At 69.9% G+C, this 18,885-nt stretch carries 22 protein-coding genes; 8 read left to right on the top strand and 14 right to left on the bottom strand.

Annotated features, from left to right (window positions below):
- Window positions 1-14 precede the first annotated feature (14 nt).
- From ACGFZF_RS08535 to ACGFZF_RS08525, 3 genes are read right to left on the bottom strand one after another with little or no spacing between them, the layout of a single operon-like run.
- A complete protein-coding gene (locus ACGFZF_RS08535; protein ID WP_392582786.1) occupies window positions 15-230 on the bottom strand; it encodes a hypothetical protein in 216 nt (71 codons plus the stop codon).
- A complete protein-coding gene (locus tag ACGFZF_RS08530; RefSeq protein ID WP_392582787.1) occupies window positions 227-673 on the bottom strand; it encodes a hypothetical protein in 447 nt (148 codons plus the stop codon). The genes ACGFZF_RS08535 and ACGFZF_RS08530 overlap by 4 nt, the downstream gene beginning before the upstream one ends.
- Before the next feature lie 55 nt (window positions 674-728).
- Window positions 729-1,958, bottom strand: a complete 1,230-nt coding sequence (locus ACGFZF_RS08525; protein ID WP_393552105.1) for a helix-turn-helix domain-containing protein — start codon at window positions 1,956-1,958, stop codon at window positions 729-731.
- 164 nt (window positions 1,959-2,122) lie between these two features.
- On the opposite strand from ACGFZF_RS08525, the gene ACGFZF_RS08520 reads away from it, so the two are divergent.
- Window positions 2,123-2,362 carry a hypothetical protein gene (locus ACGFZF_RS08520; protein WP_392582789.1) on the top strand — a complete coding sequence of 80 codons (240 nt, stop codon included), beginning with the start codon at window positions 2,123-2,125 and terminating at the stop codon, window positions 2,360-2,362.
- Between the two features lie 200 nt (window positions 2,363-2,562).
- Here the strand turns inward: ACGFZF_RS08520 and ACGFZF_RS08515 are convergent, their stop codons facing one another.
- From ACGFZF_RS08515 to ACGFZF_RS08495, 5 genes are all read right to left on the bottom strand, one after another.
- On the bottom strand, window positions 2,563-3,435 hold the full coding sequence (locus ACGFZF_RS08515) for a ParB/RepB/Spo0J family partition protein (RefSeq protein WP_392582790.1): 873 nt from the start codon (window positions 3,433-3,435) through the stop codon (window positions 2,563-2,565).
- A gap of 65 nt (window positions 3,436-3,500) precedes the next feature.
- Window positions 3,501-5,150, bottom strand: coding sequence for a relaxase/mobilization nuclease domain-containing protein (locus ACGFZF_RS08510; protein ID WP_392582791.1), 1,650 nt, complete (start codon window positions 5,148-5,150; stop codon window positions 3,501-3,503).
- A complete protein-coding gene (gene mobC, locus ACGFZF_RS08505; RefSeq protein ID WP_392582792.1) occupies window positions 5,151-5,597 on the bottom strand; it encodes a plasmid mobilization relaxosome protein MobC in 447 nt (148 codons plus the stop codon).
- A gap of 695 nt (window positions 5,598-6,292) precedes the next feature.
- Window positions 6,293-6,997: an ATP-binding protein gene (locus ACGFZF_RS08500; protein WP_392582793.1), complete on the bottom strand. Its 705-nt coding sequence runs from the start codon at window positions 6,995-6,997 to the stop codon at window positions 6,293-6,295.
- A complete protein-coding gene (locus tag ACGFZF_RS08495) occupies window positions 6,994-7,887 on the bottom strand; it encodes a hypothetical protein (protein WP_392583020.1) in 894 nt (297 codons plus the stop codon). Before ACGFZF_RS08495 ends, ACGFZF_RS08500 begins: the two co-directional genes overlap by 4 nt.
- Before the next feature lie 257 nt (window positions 7,888-8,144).
- Here ACGFZF_RS08495 and ACGFZF_RS08490 point away from each other — a divergent pair, with 257 nt between their 5' ends.
- Both ACGFZF_RS08490 and ACGFZF_RS08485 read left to right on the top strand, forming a co-directional pair.
- Window positions 8,145-8,429 carry a helix-turn-helix domain-containing protein gene (locus ACGFZF_RS08490; RefSeq protein ID WP_392582794.1) on the top strand — a complete coding sequence of 95 codons (285 nt, stop codon included), beginning with the start codon at window positions 8,145-8,147 and terminating at the stop codon, window positions 8,427-8,429.
- A 501-nt stretch (window positions 8,430-8,930) separates the two neighbouring features.
- Entirely contained in the window at window positions 8,931-10,436 is a 1,506-nt protein-coding gene (locus ACGFZF_RS08485; protein WP_392627059.1) for a LacI family DNA-binding transcriptional regulator, read from the top strand.
- A gap of 197 nt (window positions 10,437-10,633) precedes the next feature.
- Here ACGFZF_RS08485 and ACGFZF_RS08480 read toward each other — a convergent pair whose 3' ends face one another.
- Together ACGFZF_RS08480 and ACGFZF_RS08475 are read right to left on the bottom strand one after the other, a co-directional pair.
- On the bottom strand, window positions 10,634-10,828 hold the full coding sequence (locus tag ACGFZF_RS08480) for a hypothetical protein (protein ID WP_392627061.1): 195 nt from the start codon (window positions 10,826-10,828) through the stop codon (window positions 10,634-10,636).
- A 21-nt stretch (window positions 10,829-10,849) separates the two neighbouring features.
- Window positions 10,850-11,107: a hypothetical protein gene (locus ACGFZF_RS08475; RefSeq protein ID WP_392582797.1), complete on the bottom strand. Its 258-nt coding sequence runs from the start codon at window positions 11,105-11,107 to the stop codon at window positions 10,850-10,852.
- A gap of 206 nt (window positions 11,108-11,313) precedes the next feature.
- Here ACGFZF_RS08475 and ACGFZF_RS08470 point away from each other — a divergent pair, with 206 nt between their 5' ends.
- On the top strand, window positions 11,314-11,592 hold the full coding sequence (locus ACGFZF_RS08470) for an STAS domain-containing protein (protein WP_392582798.1): 279 nt from the start codon (window positions 11,314-11,316) through the stop codon (window positions 11,590-11,592).
- Between the two features lie 122 nt (window positions 11,593-11,714).
- Here the strand turns inward: ACGFZF_RS08470 and ACGFZF_RS08465 are convergent, their stop codons facing one another.
- Complete coding sequence (locus ACGFZF_RS08465) at window positions 11,715-12,602, bottom strand: NAD(P)H-binding protein (protein WP_392582799.1); 888 nt, start codon at window positions 12,600-12,602, stop codon at window positions 11,715-11,717.
- The gene (locus ACGFZF_RS08460; protein ID WP_393552951.1) at window positions 12,599-12,790 is read right to left on the bottom strand and encodes a BBE domain-containing protein; all 192 of its coding nucleotides are present in this window, start codon (window positions 12,788-12,790) and stop codon (window positions 12,599-12,601) included. The genes ACGFZF_RS08465 and ACGFZF_RS08460 overlap by 4 nt, the downstream gene beginning before the upstream one ends.
- Window positions 12,791-13,378: 588 nt before the next feature.
- Between ACGFZF_RS08460 and ACGFZF_RS08455 the strand changes: the two genes are divergently transcribed.
- The 4 genes from ACGFZF_RS08455 to ACGFZF_RS08440 all read left to right on the top strand — a co-directional run bounded on the left by ACGFZF_RS08455 (window position 13,379) and on the right by ACGFZF_RS08440 (window position 16,309).
- Complete coding sequence (locus ACGFZF_RS08455; RefSeq protein WP_393552100.1) at window positions 13,379-13,795, top strand: hypothetical protein; 417 nt, start codon at window positions 13,379-13,381, stop codon at window positions 13,793-13,795.
- Between the two features lie 70 nt (window positions 13,796-13,865).
- The gene (locus ACGFZF_RS08450; protein WP_392582802.1) at window positions 13,866-14,303 is read left to right on the top strand and encodes an NfeD family protein; all 438 of its coding nucleotides are present in this window, start codon (window positions 13,866-13,868) and stop codon (window positions 14,301-14,303) included.
- A 28-nt stretch (window positions 14,304-14,331) separates the two neighbouring features.
- A complete protein-coding gene (locus tag ACGFZF_RS08445; RefSeq protein ID WP_392582803.1) occupies window positions 14,332-15,441 on the top strand; it encodes an SPFH domain-containing protein in 1,110 nt (369 codons plus the stop codon).
- 295 nt (window positions 15,442-15,736) lie between these two features.
- Window positions 15,737-16,309 (top strand): DM13 domain-containing protein, encoded by a 573-nt coding sequence (locus ACGFZF_RS08440; protein WP_392582804.1) that lies wholly within the window; start codon window positions 15,737-15,739, stop codon window positions 16,307-16,309.
- A gap of 72 nt (window positions 16,310-16,381) precedes the next feature.
- Here the strand turns inward: ACGFZF_RS08440 and ACGFZF_RS08435 are convergent, their stop codons facing one another.
- Both ACGFZF_RS08435 and ACGFZF_RS08430 read right to left on the bottom strand, forming a co-directional pair.
- A complete protein-coding gene (locus ACGFZF_RS08435) occupies window positions 16,382-16,849 on the bottom strand; it encodes a universal stress protein (protein WP_392582805.1) in 468 nt (155 codons plus the stop codon).
- Window positions 16,850-16,992: 143 nt separating this feature from the next.
- Window positions 16,993-18,858 (bottom strand): potassium channel family protein, encoded by a 1,866-nt coding sequence (locus ACGFZF_RS08430; RefSeq protein ID WP_392583021.1) that lies wholly within the window; start codon window positions 18,856-18,858, stop codon window positions 16,993-16,995.
- Window positions 18,859-18,885 lie beyond the last annotated feature (27 nt).

The raw sequence follows: 18,885 nt of genomic DNA, 5'->3' as shown, positions 1-18,885 counted from the left end.
AGGCGGAGGGCCGTTCAGGGACCGGTGAAGGGGGAGGGCGGAGTGACGTCCGGCACGGCCACATCCACTCGATGGTCTGTGGAGTCGAGGAGTTGACCGGCCTGGGTGCGCAGCGTCCAGGCGGGCCCGGCCAGGCCGACGAAGGCGAGGAAGGCCAGAGCGATCCGGCTGCTGCGGTCCGTCCGCATGTGGGGCTCGGGGCGGGGAGCGCGGTGACGCGCACCGTTCATGAGGTCCCGCCGAGGGCGGTCTCGTGCTTGTCGAGAAGGTGGCAGGTCTGCGCGTGCAGCCGTTCCAGCTCGGCCGAGGTGAGGACGAGGGCTCCCTCGGAGGACGAGCCGTCCTCGAAATGGATCGTCACGGGCACAGAGCCCTGGCGGGAACGCGGATCGTAGACCGCGTCCGGGCCGGGCAGCAAGGTGGCGTGGGTCGCCTGCGCCTGCACCGGGCGCAGCGTCGTGCCGTCCCGCGGTGCCGACCAGGCGGGCCCGCCGCCTGGCGGGCGCAGGTGGTAGGTGGTGGCGGAGTCCTCACCGGGAAGGGTGACCACGACGCCGATCCGGCCCTCGCGGGCGGTGTCGGCGGCAAGGTCGCCGAGTCGGGGGAAGAAGGGAGCCGCTGTCCCTAACTCGGCTCCCTGTGAAGGGAGATGGGGAAGCCGTTGTCCGGTCATGGCTCGAAGTTAGGGACGGCCGAGACCCCGAGTATGAGCCGGAGGAATACGACCCCTATCCGTCCAGGTGGAAGCGGTCGGACATCCGCCGCAACTTCTCTCTCGTGGCTGCCCGTTCGGCATAGACGATGCTGCGGAGCGTGGAACGGGCGATGGGGTGGTTCCGTACGAGCTGGGGAGCGATCCGCTCGGCGGTCTCCAGCTCGACGAGGGCCTTGTCCCGGTTGCCGTCCCACAGCCAGGCCCGCGCGATGTCCATGTGGTGGTGTCCCTGACGGGAGTTGGGAAGGGATCCGACCAGCTCCGGGCTCGTGCGGCGGTTGATCTCCAGGGCCTTGCCCTGCTCGCCCATCTCCAGTGCGACGCTGATCGCGTGGATCTGTACGTTCCCGGCGGAGAACGTCAGCGAGTGCCGGTCGTACACCGGTGCCCCAGCGTAGGCGTCCATACGCTCGGCGGCGTCCTTCGCGTACCTGATCCGGTCCTCCGCCTCGGTCGCGTGGCCGGCGCGGGCGGCCGAGACCGCTGCCCGGAGCTGGAGGGTGCCCCAGACCCGTACGGCCAGCGGCTCAGCGTGCTCGAACGCCTGCTGAACTGAACTGATCGCCTTGTCCGAGAGCGTCAGCGCGTCCGACCAGTCGGCCGTCGCCCACATGTCCCAGACCCGCATCCAGTCCGCGACCGCCGGCAGCACCGGATCCCCGGACAGACGCGCCGACCACGCCGCCCGCTCACAGGCCATCGCCACCAGCTCGGGGTGGCCGAGGGAGTGGGCGGCGGTGTGGGCGAACTTGCAGCACACCGCGTAGATCGCGTACGCCTCCTCCCGCTCGTGCCCCTCCGACACCTCCGCCAGAGCCCGCGCCTCTCGAAACAGGTCGGGCAGGACGCGGAGGATCGCCACGTTGGAGGCGGTGTCGCGAAGCCGGTGCAGCCGGGTGACTTCACGCCACAGCTGCGGGGCGGGCCGCGGCGTCCCGTCGAAGACCGGGGAGAGGTCGTAGCGGCGCAGCTCGCGAAGGATCGAGGAGGCGGCTATCTGCCACTGGTTGTCGTTCGGGGAGCTGCTGTACGGGCGCCCGATCAGGTCGTTCGGGTGGACGTGCAGTTCGGCGGCGATCTGGTTGAGCAGCCCGACCCGGTCGAGCTCGATCAGGCCGCGCTCCATCTTCGACACCCAGCCCTGCGACCTCCCCAGGGCCGTCGCGAGGTCCGCCTGCGGCATCCCGAGACGCAGCCTCGCCCTGCGGACACGCCGGCCGATCTCCTCGGCTTCCTCCAGCATCAGGACACCTCCCCAGCGGTCGGGTCGTCCAGGGTGGGAGTCGCCGGCCGGTCCGTACAGAGTTCGTCACCAGCACGGTACCCAGATGGACGCCGGTCCGAGAGGCGTCAGGCGGATTGTTGCTGTGACGCCGTATCCACGGAGGTGGTTCATTGGTTGGAACCATGAAGAAGATCATCTCCGTGGCCGCCCTGGCCCTCACGAGCCTGGGGCTGGCCGCCCCCGCCCACGCTGATAAGGAAGGCAATCTCGGGCCGGGGGCAACGCCGCCAAGAATTTGGAACGTCAGTGCCGCAGCTGTCTGCTTCCAGGAGTTGGGGGTCGTCCCGGTTGACGGCGCCTGGAACGGCAACACCGCCAGCCACTGCGCCGACGGCAACGTCCTCAACCACGGCAACGGCTAGCCGCTCCGCTGCGGTGTTCACTCAGTGAACGTAGGCGGCGTTCACTCAGTGAACGCCCTTGTCGTTCACTGAGTGAACGTGTGAGCGGGTCGCCTGGGGCCGTTTCGGTGTCACCGGCTCCTTGGCCGGGCACCATCCCGTGCCCCGGCAGCTGCACTACGTCGCCGAGGCCACCGCGCATCTCGGCAAGGTCTGTGTCATCAGGCCAGGGTGAGCAGGGCCTGGGCGATGGAGCGGGTTTCGGGTGCGAGGCCGTCGAGGATGTCCCGCGTGTAGGGGGTGTCGGGCCGGGTGGCGAGGTCCTGAATGACGGTCCAGTTCTCGGCGATGAGATGGAGAGCTTGCCTGGATCGCTGGATGGTGTCCCGTCGGTGGACGACGAACTCCTCGGCACGCTGGTACGCCTCGGCCAGGGTGATGTCTCCCCGTTCGACGAGTTCGGCCAGGGGCGGGGTGGTGTCGCCATCGGCGAGGCGCACGGTGTCGGCGGTGATCACGTAGTGCCGGAGCCGTTCCGCTTCCAGCCGCTCGTTCAGCATAGCTGTGGCCTCGGCGACGGTGGTCTGGCCCTCGGTGACCTGTTCAGCGAGGTCAGGGGCGTGCTGGCGGAGTCGGTCGTATCGCTCCTGGAGCGCGGCGGCTGTGGCCTTGCGCTCGCGAGCGATGTCGTAGGCGATGTCGAGGGTGGTGGTCCCGGTGCGAACCTGTTCGGCGAGGTCGAGGGCGTGCTTGAGGACGACGTTGGCGGCGGAGAGACGGCTGCGGCTGAGGCCGTGGAGCTTGGCCAGGTCCCGCAGGGAGTGTCCCGAAACGGAACGCAAGGCCATCGCCGTGATCATTGCCTGCTGTCCCTTGCTGATGTGCCGGCGGACCACGTTGTTGGAGAGGATCAGCGCCGTGGGGTTGCTGCCGGTGTAGGTGGTGAAGCGGGGTTCGACGCCGGCGATCTCGCAGGCGGCGAGGCGGTTGCGTCCGTCGAGGAGGACGCCGTCGGAGTCAAGAATGATGGGCTTGTGCTGGCCCTCGGCCTTGATGGACTCGGCGAGGTCGAGCAGCTCGTCCGGGCTGAGCATCGGGAACATGCTGGCGGTGGGGTGGATCTTCAGGGTGTGCTCCTTGTCGGATGGCGGGATGGGGTTCAGCGCGTGCGGCGCTGCTGGTCGGTGCGGACGGGGCGGTAGGGAGCCGACTGGGTTGCCTGGGCACGGCTGTTGGTGCGTCGCGTCAGGTCGGCGAGGCGGTGCAGCCGCCAGGTGAGGACTTCACTGACGCTGGTGGCAGTGTCGAGTTCTCGCCTGGCGGTGGCTTCGATGAGGAGGGTGGCGGGGTTGTGGCCGGCGGTGCCGGCTTGGGTGAGGGTGGCTGCGAGGGCGGGCCAGCCGGGCTCGGCGAGGATCTGTTCGGCCTGTTCTGGGAGCGCTCGGCGCACGGTGGCCGCCTGCTGACGGTGAAGCCACTCGGGTAGCTGGGTTCCTCGCTGGTGGATCACGGCCAGCGGCTGGGCCGCGGCGGCCGTGTAAGCGGTCCGAAGGTGCTCGGCTGCCTGTCGTGCGGCCTCGGCCTGTTGGTTGTGGCCGCGGGTGCGGTGCCAGTGCTGCGCGGCCACGGCCGCCAGCAGGACGGCGTCGATGAGGGCCGCGAGGAGTGCTCCGTCCTTCGGGGCGGGTTCACGCAGGATCGCCTTGACTGCCCGGCGGGTGGCCTGAGCCTGCTGGTGCTGGGCGCGGATGCGGGAGCGGCTGGCCCGCTCGAAGGCGGTAGCTGCCTGCAGGAGTCCGGTCCGCAGGGCCGTAGGGGCGGCGAGTGGCAGGATGTCGAGGGTTTCGGCGAGGACGGTGATGTGTGCCTGGCCGACCTCGTCCGCGCTGTGGTCGAGGAGCTCGGGCACCTGGTCGGTGGCCTGGGCGAGGCGACGCCAGGCATGGGACTTGGACGGTGTCGCTGGTCCTGTGTCGGTGGCGGTGAGGCGTTCGCGGATCTTGGGGTAGGAGAGGTCGGGGGCGAGAGTGGAACCGGAGAACCAGACGGGCTGGCCGTCCTTGTTGGTGTCGTCGGCGAGTGCGACCTTGTAGCCGCGGATGTCGCCGGAGGGGAACCGCTGCATCTCCACGGCAACCCCGGAGCCTTCGAGGAGGCGGAAGAACTCCTCCGGTGTCGTGGCTGCTGCGAGGACGGTGCGGACGGTGGTGCGCAGGCGTTCGCGGGCGGTTGTGGCTCGGCCCGTGCGCTGGGCCTTCTCATGTTCGGCCCGGGTGGGCCGCTTGGCGGCGGTGCGATCGCCGCGCGGGACCCGGCGGAGCCCGTACTCCTTCTCGACGGCGACGAGTTCTTTGTCGGCGCGTAGGTAGTCGTTCCAGTTCCTCGGTGGGCGGAGGTCACCTCGGACCTTGGTGGCGACGATGTGGATGTGGTCGTCGGCGTGGCGGACGGCGATCCAGCGGCAGGCGTCGGGGTCGCCGGCCGGGGCGATGCCGGTGGCGTTGAGGACGCGGCGGGCGATGGTGGCCCACTCGTCGTCGGTCAGGTGGCGGTCCTCGGGCGCGGCGCGGATTGAGCAGTGCCAGACGTGGTTCTTCGGCGCCTTGTGGCTGGCCTGCTTGACCCGCAGGTCGAGGGCGGTGGCGAGCTGGGTGAGGGTGGCGTCGGGGTCGCGGCCGGGGTCGGGGGCGAAGTCGTCCCATGAGGCGACGAGGTGGGGGTCGGTGTGTTCGTTGGCGCGGCCGGGCCCGTAGAGGTAGTTGAGGACGCCCCTGGTCTTGTGGCCGGGCTTGACGATGTTCGCGATCAATCAGGCCGCCCGACGGTCCGTGGCGGACACATCGGCGGCGGTGTCGACAGCCGCGACCCCCTGCTTCACTGCCACCACGAGCTGGCGAGCTTCGGCGAGCACGGCGGCGTCCACAAGGTGTGCATCGCCGCCGGCGTTGAGGCGGTGGGCGATCTGGTTCGCGTTCGTGCCGATCCTGGAGAGCTCGGTGCGCAGTGCGGCGTACTCGTCGATCAGGTCGTCGTTGGCGGTGCGCTCTGCGGGCAGGGCAAGGTCGTCGTTCAAGTGGGCCATGACGATGGCGCCGACAAGGTGTGCGCCGGCCAGGCCGAGGCGACGGGCTTCGTCGAGGATCGCCTGCTTCTCGTCGACGCTGTAGCGCACGTCGACGCGCTCCTTGCGCTGCACGTCCCGGCGGGCGCGACGGCGGGCGACACGGCGCAGCGCGGCCTCGTCGGCGGCACGCACGCCCCCTGTCCCCGGTGCGCCCTCGCGCCGGGGACCGGCCTCCGACACCCCTGGGGCGGAGGCTTCCGCGTTGGACCGGCCCTTGGACGGTCCAACGTCATACCTTGCTCCGCCTGGGGCTGGGACAGCGGCGATTGCCTGGTGTGGGGTGGGGCGTGTGTCGTGCATGGGTGCTGTCTCCTGAGGTTGATGGTGGAGGGGACTGTGGCAGCCTGATCTGCGCCGATCCGGTGGGGACCGGTCCCGGGTCCCCACCGGGACCGGTCCCCGGTCCCCGTGCGCGTTTTCGGTCCCGAGCCGCTGCCTGCTTGGGTTCCCGATCACTCGGGAACCGGTCCCCAGTCCCCGGGCGTCTCACGGTCCCCGGGTCTCGTTGTCCGGTGGCCCCCGGTCCCCGGACGGTACCCACTCGGTCCCCGACGGGTTTGGGGAGCGGTCCCCTGCGATATGCGGTGTGACCTGGCCGTTTGCCGGTCGTGGTCGGAGCGGCCTGCCGGGACCGGACGTTGACAGTCGCGGTCCCCGTTACACGGTCCGCTGCGACGGTCGAGATGCTGGAGCCGGTCCCCGGACGGTCCCCGGTCCCCGGACGGTCCCCGGTCCCGTAACTGTCCTCCGCCGGTCGTGGTCCTCAGGGGACTCGCAAGCCGACTTGGATGCCCCCTACGGCTGGCTCCGCACCTGGCACATGGTCCTCAGGGATAGGCGGCGGGGCGAGTGCGGCGGCGGTCGGGGCCGTCGAGGATGACGCGCTCGGTCATCTCGGCGAGGCGGGACGCGACGCGGTCTCCGAGAGCGGTGCGTAGGTCGGCGGTGGGTAGGTTGGTCGTGATCAGGGTGGGGCGCAGGTGCTCGTACCGGTGGTTGATCAGCCGGTAGGTGAGCTCCTCGGTCCACTCGCTGGTCTTGGCCGCTCCGAGGTCGTCCAGGAGCAGCAGCGGGCACTTGGCCAGGGACTGCAGCTCGCGCTCGCTGTCGAAGCCAGAGCGAGGACGCAGGCGGGCGTACAGATCGGCGGCGGTGACGGCCTCCCAGCGCAGGCGGACCCCGGCGGCGAGGAGGCCGCGGATGGCGCCGTACGCCTGGTGGGTCTTGCCGGTGCCGGTGGGGCCGGCGATCAGCAGGGACGAACCCTCCGAGATTCCCGGTGCGCCTGCTGGTCCGGGGCGGCCGGTGTGGGCGATCTCGTCCACCCAGGCTGTGACTTGGGGGTGGTCGGTGAGGGCGCGCCGGTAGCGGGCGGGGATGCGCGCGTCGGCCAACTCCAGAGCGGTGACGGGCTCTGACGGCGGCTCCTGCGCGGCGACGTCGGGGCCGATGCCCCGCTGGGTCAGGATGGTGCCGAGGCGGTCGGCTATCCGGCCGACCTGGTGCGGGTCCCGGGTGAGGGTGGCGGTCACAGGTCACCTCCGTAGGCGGCTGCGACGTCGGCGGGGTTGGTCCACGGCCGGTGGGTGGCAGCGGGCGCGGATGCGGAGGCGTTCATGGCCTCGTGGACGAGGCTGGGCAGGGTGCTCGGGTGCAGGCCCTTGGCCCGGTGCCGTGCGAGGCCCGCCCGGACGTGAGCGGGGTCGATCCCCTCGTCGAGGAGCTTGCGCACCTGCCCGCCGAGATGGCTGAGAACGTCTCGGGGCGGTCGGTGGGTGCACGCGGCGGCGTACTCGCCGATGAGGTCCTTCGCCGAGACGGTCTGCGGCGCGGGGGCGCTCGCGCCCCCCAACGGGGTAGTTCCTAGATCCCTGTTCCTAGTTCCTAGATCCGGACCCTGAGGGCTCACCGCAGGCTCCGTGAGTCCTCCCTGCACCTGAGATGAGGGCGCCGTGGATCGCCTCTGACCTGCAGATTCGCCATTCACGGCAGCCTCCCTGCTTCCTCCCTGCCCCTTCGCGGAGGGCTCCGTGACCGCTCCGTGCACCAGCGGTGAGGGCTCACGCGTGACGCCGAGGTCGTGGTGGGGGCAGGCGGGGTTCCGGACGCCGCTCGGGCGGTTGATCTTCTGGTGCTTGGCGAAGGAGACGATGTGCAGGTACTGCTTGCCGTCGCCGCCCTCGTAGCGGCAGATCAACCCGGCGGCGTCGAGCTGGGTGAGATCGTCCTCGACCTCCACCGGGCCGTGCTCGCGGCGCAGTGACCACAACTGGCCGGCGATGACGGCCGCCTGGTCACGGAACCGGCCCTGGTCGTCGGCGAGGGTGAGCAGCCCGAAGAAGGTCCGCTCGGCGGAGAGGGACACGGCCGCGAGGGACTCGGACGCGAATGCCTCGGGCTTGATCGTGCGGATACGGGCGATGCCGATCGACCACCTTTCGAAAACGGGGGCAGGGAAAACCGGCGGGGCCGGGGTGCGTGGACAACACAGCCACACCCAGGGTTCAGAAGTCCAGTGTTAGTTCTGATCCCCGACACAACTTCTTCCGGCCGCACGACGGTAGACCCGAAACCCCGGTTGGCCAAATCAACCCGAAAATTCACCGGCGTTCGGCGCATCGCTCACAGCAGACAGGAAAAGCGTTCCCAAGCGGCCCGGACGCAAGCTACAACACACCAATGCCGCCACGCCCCCTCGAAATCGGACCCGCCGGACAAGCCACAGCCCGCGCCATCGAGCGCACCCGCACCGCCTGCGGCTACTCCCAGCGCCAGCTCGCCGCACGCGTCACCGCGCTGGGTCGGCCCATGACCTTCACCGCGCTCTCCCGCATCGAACGCACAGTCCGGCGCTGCGACATCGACGACCTCGTCGCCATTGCCGCCGCCCTCGGAACCCCACCGCACACCCTCCTCGCCGGCCCTCTCGCACACCCATGGCCGGTCGGAGCGGGCGGAACATAGCCGACGATCGCCGGTTAGCCAAACCGGGGATTCTCCGCATCATTGTCCTGACGCCGAACCCGGCTGCCTGTTGTGGGGTCTCCCTTGCGAGTCCCGGAAAGGGAAACGCCTCCGTTGTCTGATCCCGTGATATGTCCGGCTCTCCCCCGCCTCCATACGGCCCGGGAAGTCGCCGAAGCCTTGGGCTGTTCCGCCTGGTGGGTAAAAGAACGCGCCCGGCGCCGACTCATTCCCTTCACGTATGTGGGCGGTGCATATCGATTCACCGCGGAACACGTCGGGGAAATCGTGCGGCTGCACGAGGAAATTCCTTCACGTCCCCGGCAGCGCCCTGTGCCGCCCGTTTCCGTGTCCGTCCCCGTGTCCGTTGCTCGCGAGCCCGGCGACGCCGCCTCGTCCGGACCCACGCTCACCGCACGGCCACCGCGTCGGCTTCTCAAGACCCAGTCCCAGTACGACATCACCGCCTAGAAAGCCCCACCGAGAGAAGGGAGGGAACACTTGGGGTACGCGGAGAAGCGCAGCACCTACTGGCGGGGCCGGTACAAGCTCGCCGACGGAAAGTACGGCACCGTCTCCGACGCGACGGGCGCCGTGGTCAAGTTCGCCACGAAGCGGGAGGCCAAGCAGGCAGCCGACGCCGAGGAGGTCGCCGTCCGGCGCGGAGAGTGGCGGGACCCCGCAGCCGGCCAGGAGACCTTCGGCGAGTACGCCAGCCGCTGGTACGCAGACCAGGATCTCGCCGCGTCTACCATGCAGAACTACCGGCGCCACATCGAGGAGCACCTCCTCCCCACCTTCGCGGACAGGTCCCTCTCCGGCATCCTCCGCTCGGACGTGGAGCGCTGGGAGAAGTCGGAGAGGGCCGTGTACGCGGCCTCCAGCGTGAAGACCTGGCGATCGACCCTGCACCTCATCCTTGAGGACGCGATCGACGAGGGCCTGATCACGTCCAACCCGGCTGCCCGTCGGCGCGGGCGCGGCAAGCGCGCTGGCCGCGCCCGCGACCGCGGCCCCGAGAAAATCATCACCGACCCGCTCGGTGTTCTTCTGCTTGCCGAGCGAGCGGCCCTGCTTTCAGGACGGGACGACGAGTTCGTGGCCGTGATCCTCAAGGCGTACACCGGCATGCGGTGGGGCGAGATCGTCGGCCTGGAGACCGAGTTCGCGCGCCCCGGCACTGTCCGGGTCGAGTGGCAGCTGTACGAGCTGGACTCCGGCGAGCTGGTGCGCGTGCCGCCGAAGGACGACAGCTACCGCACCATCGACACCACGGACTGGCTGTCCGCCCTCGTCGCCGACCACATCGCCCGTACGAAGCCGACCCCGTGCCCCTGCCACGGCAAGACCTATGTCTTCCGGGGCCAGGGTGCCGCCCGCACCAGCGGACATGGCGGCGCGAAGCTCGTTGACGTGGCTCGTCGTGCGGGCGTGTCCACCGGCACGGTCTCCAACGTGCTCAACCACCCCGAGCGTGTACGGGAGGAGAGGCGCGTCCGGGTCGAACTCGCCGTCGCCGAGCTCGGCTTCGTACGCAACGCGGTCCCCTCCCTGGAGGCCGCCCACTGGCGCCGCAACGGCTTCGCCACCTGGCTCTTCCAGCCGGCGGCCACCGGCTGGTACCCCAGGAAGGCACCCCAGGAGCCACGCCCCGTCCCGCTCCTGGGCGAGCCCTGGCCCGGCGTCCCGGCCCGTGGCCGTGGCGCGAGCCAGCGGGCCGAAGCCTGCTGGCTGCCCGTCGCCAGGGGCCTCACCCCGCACGGCCTGCGCCACTCCCACCGCACCCTCATGGAGGATCTGGGCACGGAGAAGGTCCTCATGGACGAGCGCATGGGCCACCTCGACGGCTCCGTCTCGGCCCGCTACGCGCACGTGACCCCGGGCATGCGCAAGCGCCTGCTGCTCGGTCTCACCGAGCAGTGGGAGACGGCCCTGGCCGCTCGCCGCGCGATGTGTCCTCGTTCGCCCGTACGGGTTCTGGACCGCCTCCTCGCGCTCGCGGCGTGAGGAGCGGGGCGTTGGGTGCGCCGCTGTGGCGGCTACAGAGAGGGCGGCGGGCTCGGCTCTCTGCCGTACCGAGCCCGCCTGCCCCACACGCATGTACGGCTCAGAGCCGTCGACGCACGAGCATCCGGCTCGGTCGCCGAAACGAACCAGCGAGGCGTTGCAGAGGCACGGGTCCAGGACGGGCTCGCCGTCGTTCATCAGCGTCGGCGGGCGTGAGTGGCGGCCCGCTTGCGCTCAGCCTTCCATTGCAGGTACCAGCGGACGAGCGGAACCATGGCGCACCAGGCGAGGACCCCTGCGAACGGCCCGAGGCCGGACAGGTCGGCGAAGAAGAGGTCCGGCACTGTGCACAGGGCGGAGCCGAAGGCCCACTTCGCTCGGAGCACGAGCACGGCGGGGACGCCGTGTCTGGCTCAGATGCGGGGGCGGACGAGCGCGGAGCCTCCGGAGCGGAGGAGAAACGCGTCGGCGGAGAGCAGGATGAGGACGACGGCCGCGACGAATTTCGCTTCGCCTTCGCGAGTGTCCGCTGTCCCCTGGGCGGTTCCGTCGCGGGCCACAGCGACGGCGTCGTCGCGCCACAGGGTGATGGTGACCTCGTCGCCCGGGGCGAGACGATCGAGAAGCGGTCCGGCGCTCCCCTTGTCGATCTCCTGGGTTGCCGATGCCAACCCTCCCCGCGAACCGCCTGTTCGCCGGAGGGCGGTCCGGTGGAACCGGGCGTATCCTTCGAGCCAGGTGTGCCGGGAAGCCTGGTCGGCAACAAATGTCGCCTGCCCTGGAGCCGTCGATGCCACCGCCGCTCTCGCCCCGCGAGCGCCTCAGGCGCGGTTCGCGCGCCGTGCTGCGTGGGCTCCGCGCCGGCCACGGGCCCGTCGTGGTGCGTCTGAAGGGGGATCTCGACGCCGATTCGGTGCAGCACACCACTCGGCTGCTGCAATCAGCCCTGCGTGGCGCACCGAAGTGGCTCGAGGTCGATCTCTCCCGCGTCGAACGCTTGAACGCGGACGGGATACTGCCGCTGTTCCTCGCCGCCCGTGCGGCACGGGCGCAGGGTGTAGAGCTCACTTTCACGCACGCTCAAGGCCAGGTGAGGGAGGTCATGCGCAGGATGGGCCTGGAGCGTTTCCTGTCGGCGAATGCATCCGGCCAGTAGCCGTCGCTCGGGATGCGTAGGGCAGCCGCCTCATCGGCTGATGCAGGCATCCGCGCCGGGATTGTCGCATGGTTGGCTCACCCACGGCGGCTCACTCGGTCGGTCGAGCCGACGGCTTCGCATTACGTCTGTGTCGGGTGCGGCTGCAGCGTGACGAAGCGGGCCGCGTGGTCGTGTATCCATTGAGCGAGGGTGCGGGGGCGGCGTCCGGTCAGTGTGTGAACCGTGTCGGTGATCTCCGGGCCCGCGTCGTCGCGGAGCTTTCGGAACATGGTCACGATGTTGCTCGCAAGCCAGTCCGGGGCTCCCGAGGCGGCCAGGGCTGCCCGGGCGACGTCGTCGGGCACGCTGGCGTACTGGACCTCGTGGCTGGTGGCCGCCGACAGTTCGGCGGCGACGTCGTGGTAGCTCACTGCAGTCGGGCCGGTCAGAGTGAACGTCCGGTCGTCGTTGCCGTCCTCGGTGAGGAGGACAGAGGCCGTCGCGCCGATGTCCTCGGGGGCGATCATCGCGATCCGTGCCTCGCCCGCAGGGGCGATCAACCGGCCGGTCGAGGCGACCGTGTCGGCGGCGGCCAGCAGGTTCGACATGAGGAAGCTGGCGCGCAGGCACACGCTGTGTATCCCCGAGGTGCGCAGGTGCCGCTCGATCCGGCCGTGCCAGTCCCAGAAGGCGAGGTCCGAGCCGATCTCCACGTGCGGAGAGGACAGTTTGACGATCCGTCGGACCAGGGTGGTGGATGCCGCGTCGATGACCGCGGTCTCGTGTGCGACCTTGTCCGGGCCGTCCGCGGAGGTGAGGAACACCGCGTCGGCGCCCTGCAGGGCGCGCCGCAGGGACGCCGGGTCGGCGAAGTCGCCCAGGGCCAGGTCCACCTCGAAGCCGAGAATGCGACGCGCTCTGGCCTCGTCGCGTACCAACGCCCGTACTGGCGCGCCTCGGGCACGCAGCGCGGCCACGACCGTCCGGCCGACGTTGCCCGTCGCGCCGGTCACCAGAACCGTGTTCATCGTCGCTCCCTTCCCGAAGCCCAGCTACTGGGCGGGATACCGGCGTTGAGCCGGAATACGCTGTTCGGGTCGTAGCGGTCCTTGAGGGAGGTCAGCCGAGCCAACCGTGGGTAGTGGGCCCGGGGCTCGGTCGGGTCTCGCCCGTTCGCCCCCGATGGGTAGACAGGCAACCGGCCCAGCGCCCGCACGTGCACCGTGCCTTCCCGCACACCACTAGTGTCCCGCCGGGCGGCCGCCGGCACCTTCCGGGCTCTCCCTCCCTGGCCGGCTCGGCGCCCTCACGCTCGGCACCCACCTGCCCCGTCAGGCCGTCGCCGACCACGGGGCCTCGTCGCCCGGGACTTCGCAAGCGAGCACAACCCCGATGGTGTGAAGCCGCCACCTCCAGCATCGTCCGCAAAGCGTTACGCCCTCTCGGCTTCTCCGTGTCTTCCCCTGTTTACGTTTCCGGCGACGAGACGACCACCACCGAAGGACACCTCATGCGCCGTACCCGTGCGCTCATCATCAGCACGATGGGTGCCACTTTGCTGGCGGCTGCCTGCACCGGTTGCGGCCCCGGATCCGGTGCAGAGGGCAAGGCGACGGCCTCCGCGACGCCGACTCAGGCAGCCCTGACCTCAGCCCCGGCCGCTCCCCGGTCACCCTTGGCAAGCCCCACACCCGTCCCCACCCCCATGCCGACGGTGAGCGCCACCACCCGCCCCGCGTCGCGAACTGTGGCGCCGCCGTCGAAGCCGGCCACGACCAGGCCGCCCGTCCCGACCTACCTTGCGATGAGTGCGACCGCGCCTGGCAGTCGGCTCACCTTGAGGCCCGGCGGGCCGGCACGGGAATTCAGCGTCACCCTCCGCAACGGCAACACCCGCTCCTACCGGCACGTCCTGCTCGCCTTCCAGATGGAGTCCACGCCCGGCGGTTCGGCCCACCCCGGCTACATCCTGGAGCGCTGGGACCAAGCGACGGGAACCTGGCGTCCGGCCACGCTGCGCATCGCCAACGACACCCTCCCGTACGCGTTCCATGAGGGCGGGACCCCCCTGGCCAAGAACGAGGTGACCACCCACCGCTACCGCCTCCGCGCCGCGACAGGCGCCCCGTCCGGCCCCAACCCGATTCTGATCAGTCTGATCGACACAGACACGGACGCCCGCGTCTTCTACGCCTCTCTCCCCCAGTCCACCCTCGAGTAAGGGGCTGTGTGTCTGCTCGGGCGGCCAGATGGGTAGGTGGTGGATAGGTCCCCTTAGGGAGGCTGATTCGATGCCGTGGTTCGTATGGCTGCTTGCCGCCGCGGCGCTCGGTGGCGCGGAGTTTCTCACCCTGACGCTGGTCTTCGGGCTGCTGGCGGGCGCTGCGCTGGTAGCCGCTGTGGCCGCCGGCGTGGGCATCGGCCTTCTCGGCCAGCTCGTGGCGTTCGGAGTGACGGCGGTGGCGGGTCTCCTCATCGTCCGTCCTGTCGCGCTGCGGCAGATGGCACAGGCACCCCTCGCACGTGAGGGCAGCGACGCGCTGATCGGCAGGCGGGCCGAGGTCATGCAGGAGGTCACCGCGACACGCGGCCTGATCAAGGTCTCTGGTGAGGAATGGTCGGCTCGCGCTCTCGACGAAAGCCTGGTGATCCCAGTGGGAGCGCTTGTGGATGTCATGGAGATCGAAGGCGCCACAGCGGTCGTCTACCCTCGCGAACTCCTTCCGTGAACGGCGGAACACACCCAACGGAGGAACTGTGGATCCGGTTGTCATCCCGTTTCTCGTGGCGGCGATCGTTGTCGTCTTCCTGGTGGCTGCCACGGTGCGGATCGTCCCGCAGGCGCGCCGTTACAACATCGAGCGGTTCGGCCGGTATCGGCGGACGCTGCAGCCCGGCCTGAACTTCGTCGTGCCGGTGGCAGATCGTGTCAACACCAAACTCGATGTGCGCGAGCAGGTGTATTCGTCCGCCCCCAAGCCGGTGATCACCGAGGACAACCTCGTGGTGAACATCGACACGGTGCTCTACTACCAGATCACCGACCCGCGGGCGGCGGCCTACGAGGTCGCCGACTATCTGCAGGCGATCGATCAGCTCACCGTTACCACGCTGCGGAACGTCATCGGTTCCATGGACCTGGAGGAGACGCTCACCTCACGTGAGGAGATCAATGCCCGACTCCGCGCCGTCCTCGACGACGCCACCGGAAAGTGGGGCATCCGGGTCAACCGCGTCGAGATCAAGGCCATCGATCCGCCGGCCACCATCAAAGAGGCGATGGAGAAGCAGATGCGGGCCGAGCGTGACAAGCGCGCGGCCATCCTGCACGCCGAGGGGGAGCGGCAGGCCAAGATTCTTACGGCGGAGGGAACGAAGCAGAAGGACATCCTGGAAGCGCAGGGCACGCAGCAAGCCATGATCTTGCGGGCGGACGGCGAAGCGAAGGCGGTGGAGCGGGTTTTCCAGGCCGTTCATCGCAACAACGCAGACCCGAAGGTCCTGGCCTACAAGTACCTCGAGACACTCCCGCACCTGGCCAAGAGCGACAACAACACGTTCTGGGTGATCCCGGGAGAGCTGACCGAGGCAGTTCGCGCCGTCACCCACGCATTCGGCGATCAGTCGACGATGGGGCTCCCCGCAGCCGCGCAACCGCAGGAAGCAACCACCAGCGATGCCGACGGCGCGTCGGATGAAGGCGGAGCTCCGGAACTCGAGCCAGGCTCCACGTTTTCGCTCGACGCTGCCGCGGCTGCTGATGAGGTCGCGAAGCAGGTCGACGCCGTAGTGAGCGACGCGAAGGCCGAGGCCGAGGCCGCGAGGGCATCCCAGGTGCCGGGCATGAGTCAGACGTCAGACGATTGAGCGCCGACAGAGAGGCGCCTGGGATCCCGATGGACCGCTGCAGCAGCCTTGTCCGACATGCCCGCGCGCAGGGAAGGTGTCGGTACGGCTGCGGCAACGATAGGTCTACGACGTAAAGGCAACGGGGTTCTGGACCGCCTCCTCACCACGTGATGAGGGCGAGGACCGTCACACGGGGATCTGGCGTGGTCGTACGCATGAAGGTAAGACTCTTGTCACCTGCTGAGGAGTAGCCGCCCGCGCGTCCGGCATCGTTCAATGTGGGCGGCAAGCTCGGATGCGGAAGGAAATGAACATGGGTCGGGGTGGCAGACGGCGCGGTCCGCTGTTCGCAGGAGGGCTGATCGTGGCGATCATCCTCGCGGGAGTGGGGCTCTACTGGTTCCAGCCGTGGAAGCTGTGGCAGGACGAGACAGTCGAGGAAGCGCTTCCGAGTGTGGCTCCGACAGCGGCAGGGCCGGAGCCGACGACGTCCGTGCTCCCGTCCACGTCCACGTCCCCCTCTCCGACGGAGGAGGGGCCGCGGACTGTCGCTCAGGGTTCCCTGATCAGCCACGAGCACACGACCACCGGAACGGTGAAGCTCATCCGGCTGCCCGACGGCTCGCACACGGTGCGGCTGGAGAACCTGGACACCAGCAACGGCCCGGACCTGCGCGTCTGGCTGACCGACGCCCCGGTCAAGGAGGGCAAGGCGGGCTGGCACGTCTTCGACGACGGGAAGTACGTCAGCCTGGGCAAGCTGAAGGGCAACAAGGGAGACCAGAACTACGCCGTCCCCGCGGGCGCCGACCTGTCCGGTCTCACCAGTGTCGCCATCTGGTGCGACCGCTTCGACGTCTCCTTCGGTGCTGCCAAGCTGGCATAGCACTGGCATCCGCCGGGCTTGGCTGGCGGCCCCGCCTACCAGCCACTTCACGTCCGTGTCTGTGCCGTGCGGCTACCCCGCGACAGCCGCGCCGTGGCTGTCCTCCGGCGCACGGAGGATGACGACGGGACACGCGGCATGCAGGGCGCACTGCTGGCTTACGGACCCGAGCAGCAGCCGGGCGAAGCCACCTCTGCCTCGGTTCCCGACGACCAACAGCTCGGCGCCCTCGGATGCGGTGATCAGCGCCTCGACAGCGTTCCCGCGCACCACGTGCTCCTCCACCGGTACGTCATGGAGGGGGCCGAGGACGTCTCCGATCTCGGCCTTCAGCCTGCTCTTTGCCTCCTCGGCATCGAGGGCCGCGTCCACCGCGGGGGCCGACCATCCGATCCCTCCGCCCACGTCGTACGCCGCCACCGCCTCAACGCCCGCTCCGACCATCCTTGCGTAGCGTGCGGCCCAGCGCAGCGCCGCGTAGGAGGCCGGGGAGCCGTCGATGCCCACGACGACCCGTTTACCAATTGCTTCGGCCCGCATGTCAGGTCACTCCCTCCGATGGCCGACGGTGCCAATCGAAAGCCGCGAGTCTCCCCCTAGGGCGCGTACCCAGACCGCAGCTCCGTACCCTGACCGCCGCTGCGTATCCAGGAGCTCGTGGTCGAAGTCCCCACGCCTGCCGATCAGCCGGGGGATTGCGTCTCCGCGTCGCGGGCACTCGCGTGGTGTCTTCCCAGCAGTTCGGCGAGGCCGCGGCGGGTTGCGGCGATGACCACGCGGTCCTCGGGACGTAGCACGTAGCCGGGGTGGAGGTCCCACAGCAGCTGGGGCTGCTCACCGTCGTGTCGGGTGGAGGCGAGGTCGGGACGGCGTGAGCCGGGGGAGGCGGTGTCGAGGGCGAGGACGCGCCAGGCGCCGGCACGGAAGGATTCGGCGACGGTGCGGCCCTCGAGCTGAGGGTGGCCGGCGACGAGGAGGGCGGCGAAGACGAGGACCTTTCGTTCGACCGGGATCGCGCCGAGGATCTGGCGCCCCATCATGGCCCCGGCGAACGCGGGTGCCGCGAGGTGGGTGACGCTGCGGCTGCGCGTGAGGGCGTCGGGGTGGGTGGTGCGCAGGGTGCGGTAGACGGCCGTGGCGAACTCGTCGTCGTACAGGCGCAGCGCCACACGCAGATCGGCCTTCACGGTACGTGCGTAGAGGACGGCTTCCAGGTTGGTGGTGTCGGAGCTGGTGAGGGCGAGCAGGGAGTGAGCCCGGTGGACCTTGGCTGTCTCCAGTACGCCTTCCTCGGTGACGTCTCCCAGGACGACGGGTACGCCCAGATCGCGGGCGAGAGGGATGCCGCGAGCGTCGGGGTCCTCCTCGACGCACACGACGGGGATGTCCAGTTCGCGGAGTCGGGCCAGCACCCGACTGCCGATCTTGCCGAGGCCGAGCAGGACGACGTGGCCGGACAGTCCGCGAGGCGGTCGCCGTAGCGTGCCGGCGGTGCGGAACGTGCCCAGCGCTTCCAGTGCTGCCGCGACCAGGAGCGGGAGCAGGGCGAGGCCGACGAGACCGGACAGCAGCTGCAGGACCTGGTGTGTGACCGGTGCGTCGACGGCGGGGTCGTTGATGGAGAACAGGTCGAGCAGAGTGATGTACGCAGCGTGCACCGGGTCCGCGTCGGTGAGCGCGGTGGTGGTCAGTGTCAGGGCGAGTACGGACGCGACGATGCCGGCGAGCGCCCAGCGCAGGCGGCTGGAGAAGAGTTCGCGCAGAGGCGCCCCCCGGCGTGCCAGGCGTCGTGGGGGCAGGGCGGGACCGGCGTACTGGACCGTTTCCAGAACCACGCTGCCACGACCGGTGCTGCCTGCGACGGCCCGGTCGTCGGGCAGCAGGACGGGACCCTGAGGGCCGCTGGCCTCAGAGCCTTCGGCACCTGCCGGGTCGGCCGTCGTGGACGACAGCAGCGCCAGCGTGCACAGGCCGGGGTCCCGCACCTCGCCGCGCCCGGGAGGAGTGCGCTCGGCGGCACGCAGCAGGACGCCGTCGGCCTGGACGACCTTGCTCGTGCCCGCGACGGCGGTGGCTGCGAGGGCGGGGGCTGCTGTGTCGGCATCGGACAGGACGGTCGTGGAGGCGTCGAGGACGGCCCGGTCCATGCCGGGGGAGTGCACGAGCGCTGCCTGGTCGAGCAGCTCCTCCAGGTGCTGTCCGAGCTTGCGGTTGTACATGCGGACGACGAGGCGCAGCCCTGGGCTGAGGCGGCGGGCGGCGAGCGCGGCACGCAGATTGGTCTCGTCGTCCTCGTACAGCAGCGCCAGCGCCTCCGCACGGTCCACTCCTACCCGGAGCAGTGCCTCCCGGGTGGGGGCCGGGGCGGTCGTCACCTGTACGGGGAGGATCGTCCCGCCGCTTGTTGTGCCCGGTGTCTCCGCGGCTGGTCCGGCCGTGTGCTCCTCGGCCCCTGCCTCGGAGACGACCAGGACGACCCGCTGCCGGTAGACCTCCCGCAGTTCGTCGGCCAGTCGGCGGGCGAGCCCGTCGTCGCCGCAGACCACCATGTGTCCAGCGGCGTGCGCATGCGGGTT

Source organism: Streptomyces sp. NPDC048338, assembly GCF_043201055.1.
GTDB lineage: Bacteria > Actinomycetota > Actinomycetes > Streptomycetales > Streptomycetaceae > Streptomyces.
This window is presented reverse-complemented; position numbering and strand designations above follow the sequence as displayed.

Excerpts from the sequence above, each read along its gene's own strand:
- ACGFZF_RS08490 (WP_392582794.1), top strand. The coding sequence starts at position 8,145 with ATGCCGCCACGCCCCCTCGAAATCGGACCCGCCGGACAAGCCACAGCC.
- ACGFZF_RS08450 (WP_392582802.1), top strand. The coding sequence starts at position 13,866 with ATGCCGTGGTTCGTATGGCTGCTTGCCGCCGCGGCGCTCGGTGGCGCG.
- ACGFZF_RS08530 (WP_392582787.1), bottom strand. The coding sequence starts at position 673 with ATGACCGGACAACGGCTTCCCCATCTCCCTTCACAGGGAGCCGAGTTA.
- ACGFZF_RS08435 (WP_392582805.1), bottom strand. The coding sequence starts at position 16,849 with ATGCGGGCCGAAGCAATTGGTAAACGGGTCGTCGTGGGCATCGACGGC.
- ACGFZF_RS08465 (WP_392582799.1), bottom strand. The coding sequence starts at position 12,602 with ATGAACACGGTTCTGGTGACCGGCGCGACGGGCAACGTCGGCCGGACG.
- ACGFZF_RS08525 (WP_393552105.1), bottom strand. The coding sequence starts at position 1,958 with ATGCTGGAGGAAGCCGAGGAGATCGGCCGGCGTGTCCGCAGGGCGAGG.
- ACGFZF_RS08440 (WP_392582804.1), top strand. The coding sequence starts at position 15,737 with ATGGGTCGGGGTGGCAGACGGCGCGGTCCGCTGTTCGCAGGAGGGCTG.
- ACGFZF_RS08520 (WP_392582789.1), top strand. The coding sequence starts at position 2,123 with ATGAAGAAGATCATCTCCGTGGCCGCCCTGGCCCTCACGAGCCTGGGG.
- ACGFZF_RS08515 (WP_392582790.1), bottom strand. The coding sequence starts at position 3,435 with ATGCTCAGCCCGGACGAGCTGCTCGACCTCGCCGAGTCCATCAAGGCC.
- ACGFZF_RS08535 (WP_392582786.1), bottom strand. The coding sequence starts at position 230 with ATGAACGGTGCGCGTCACCGCGCTCCCCGCCCCGAGCCCCACATGCGG.
- ACGFZF_RS08455 (WP_393552100.1), top strand. The coding sequence starts at position 13,379 with ATGAGTGCGACCGCGCCTGGCAGTCGGCTCACCTTGAGGCCCGGCGGG.
- ACGFZF_RS08430 (WP_392583021.1), bottom strand. The coding sequence starts at position 18,858 with ATGGTGGTCTGCGGCGACGACGGGCTCGCCCGCCGACTGGCCGACGAA.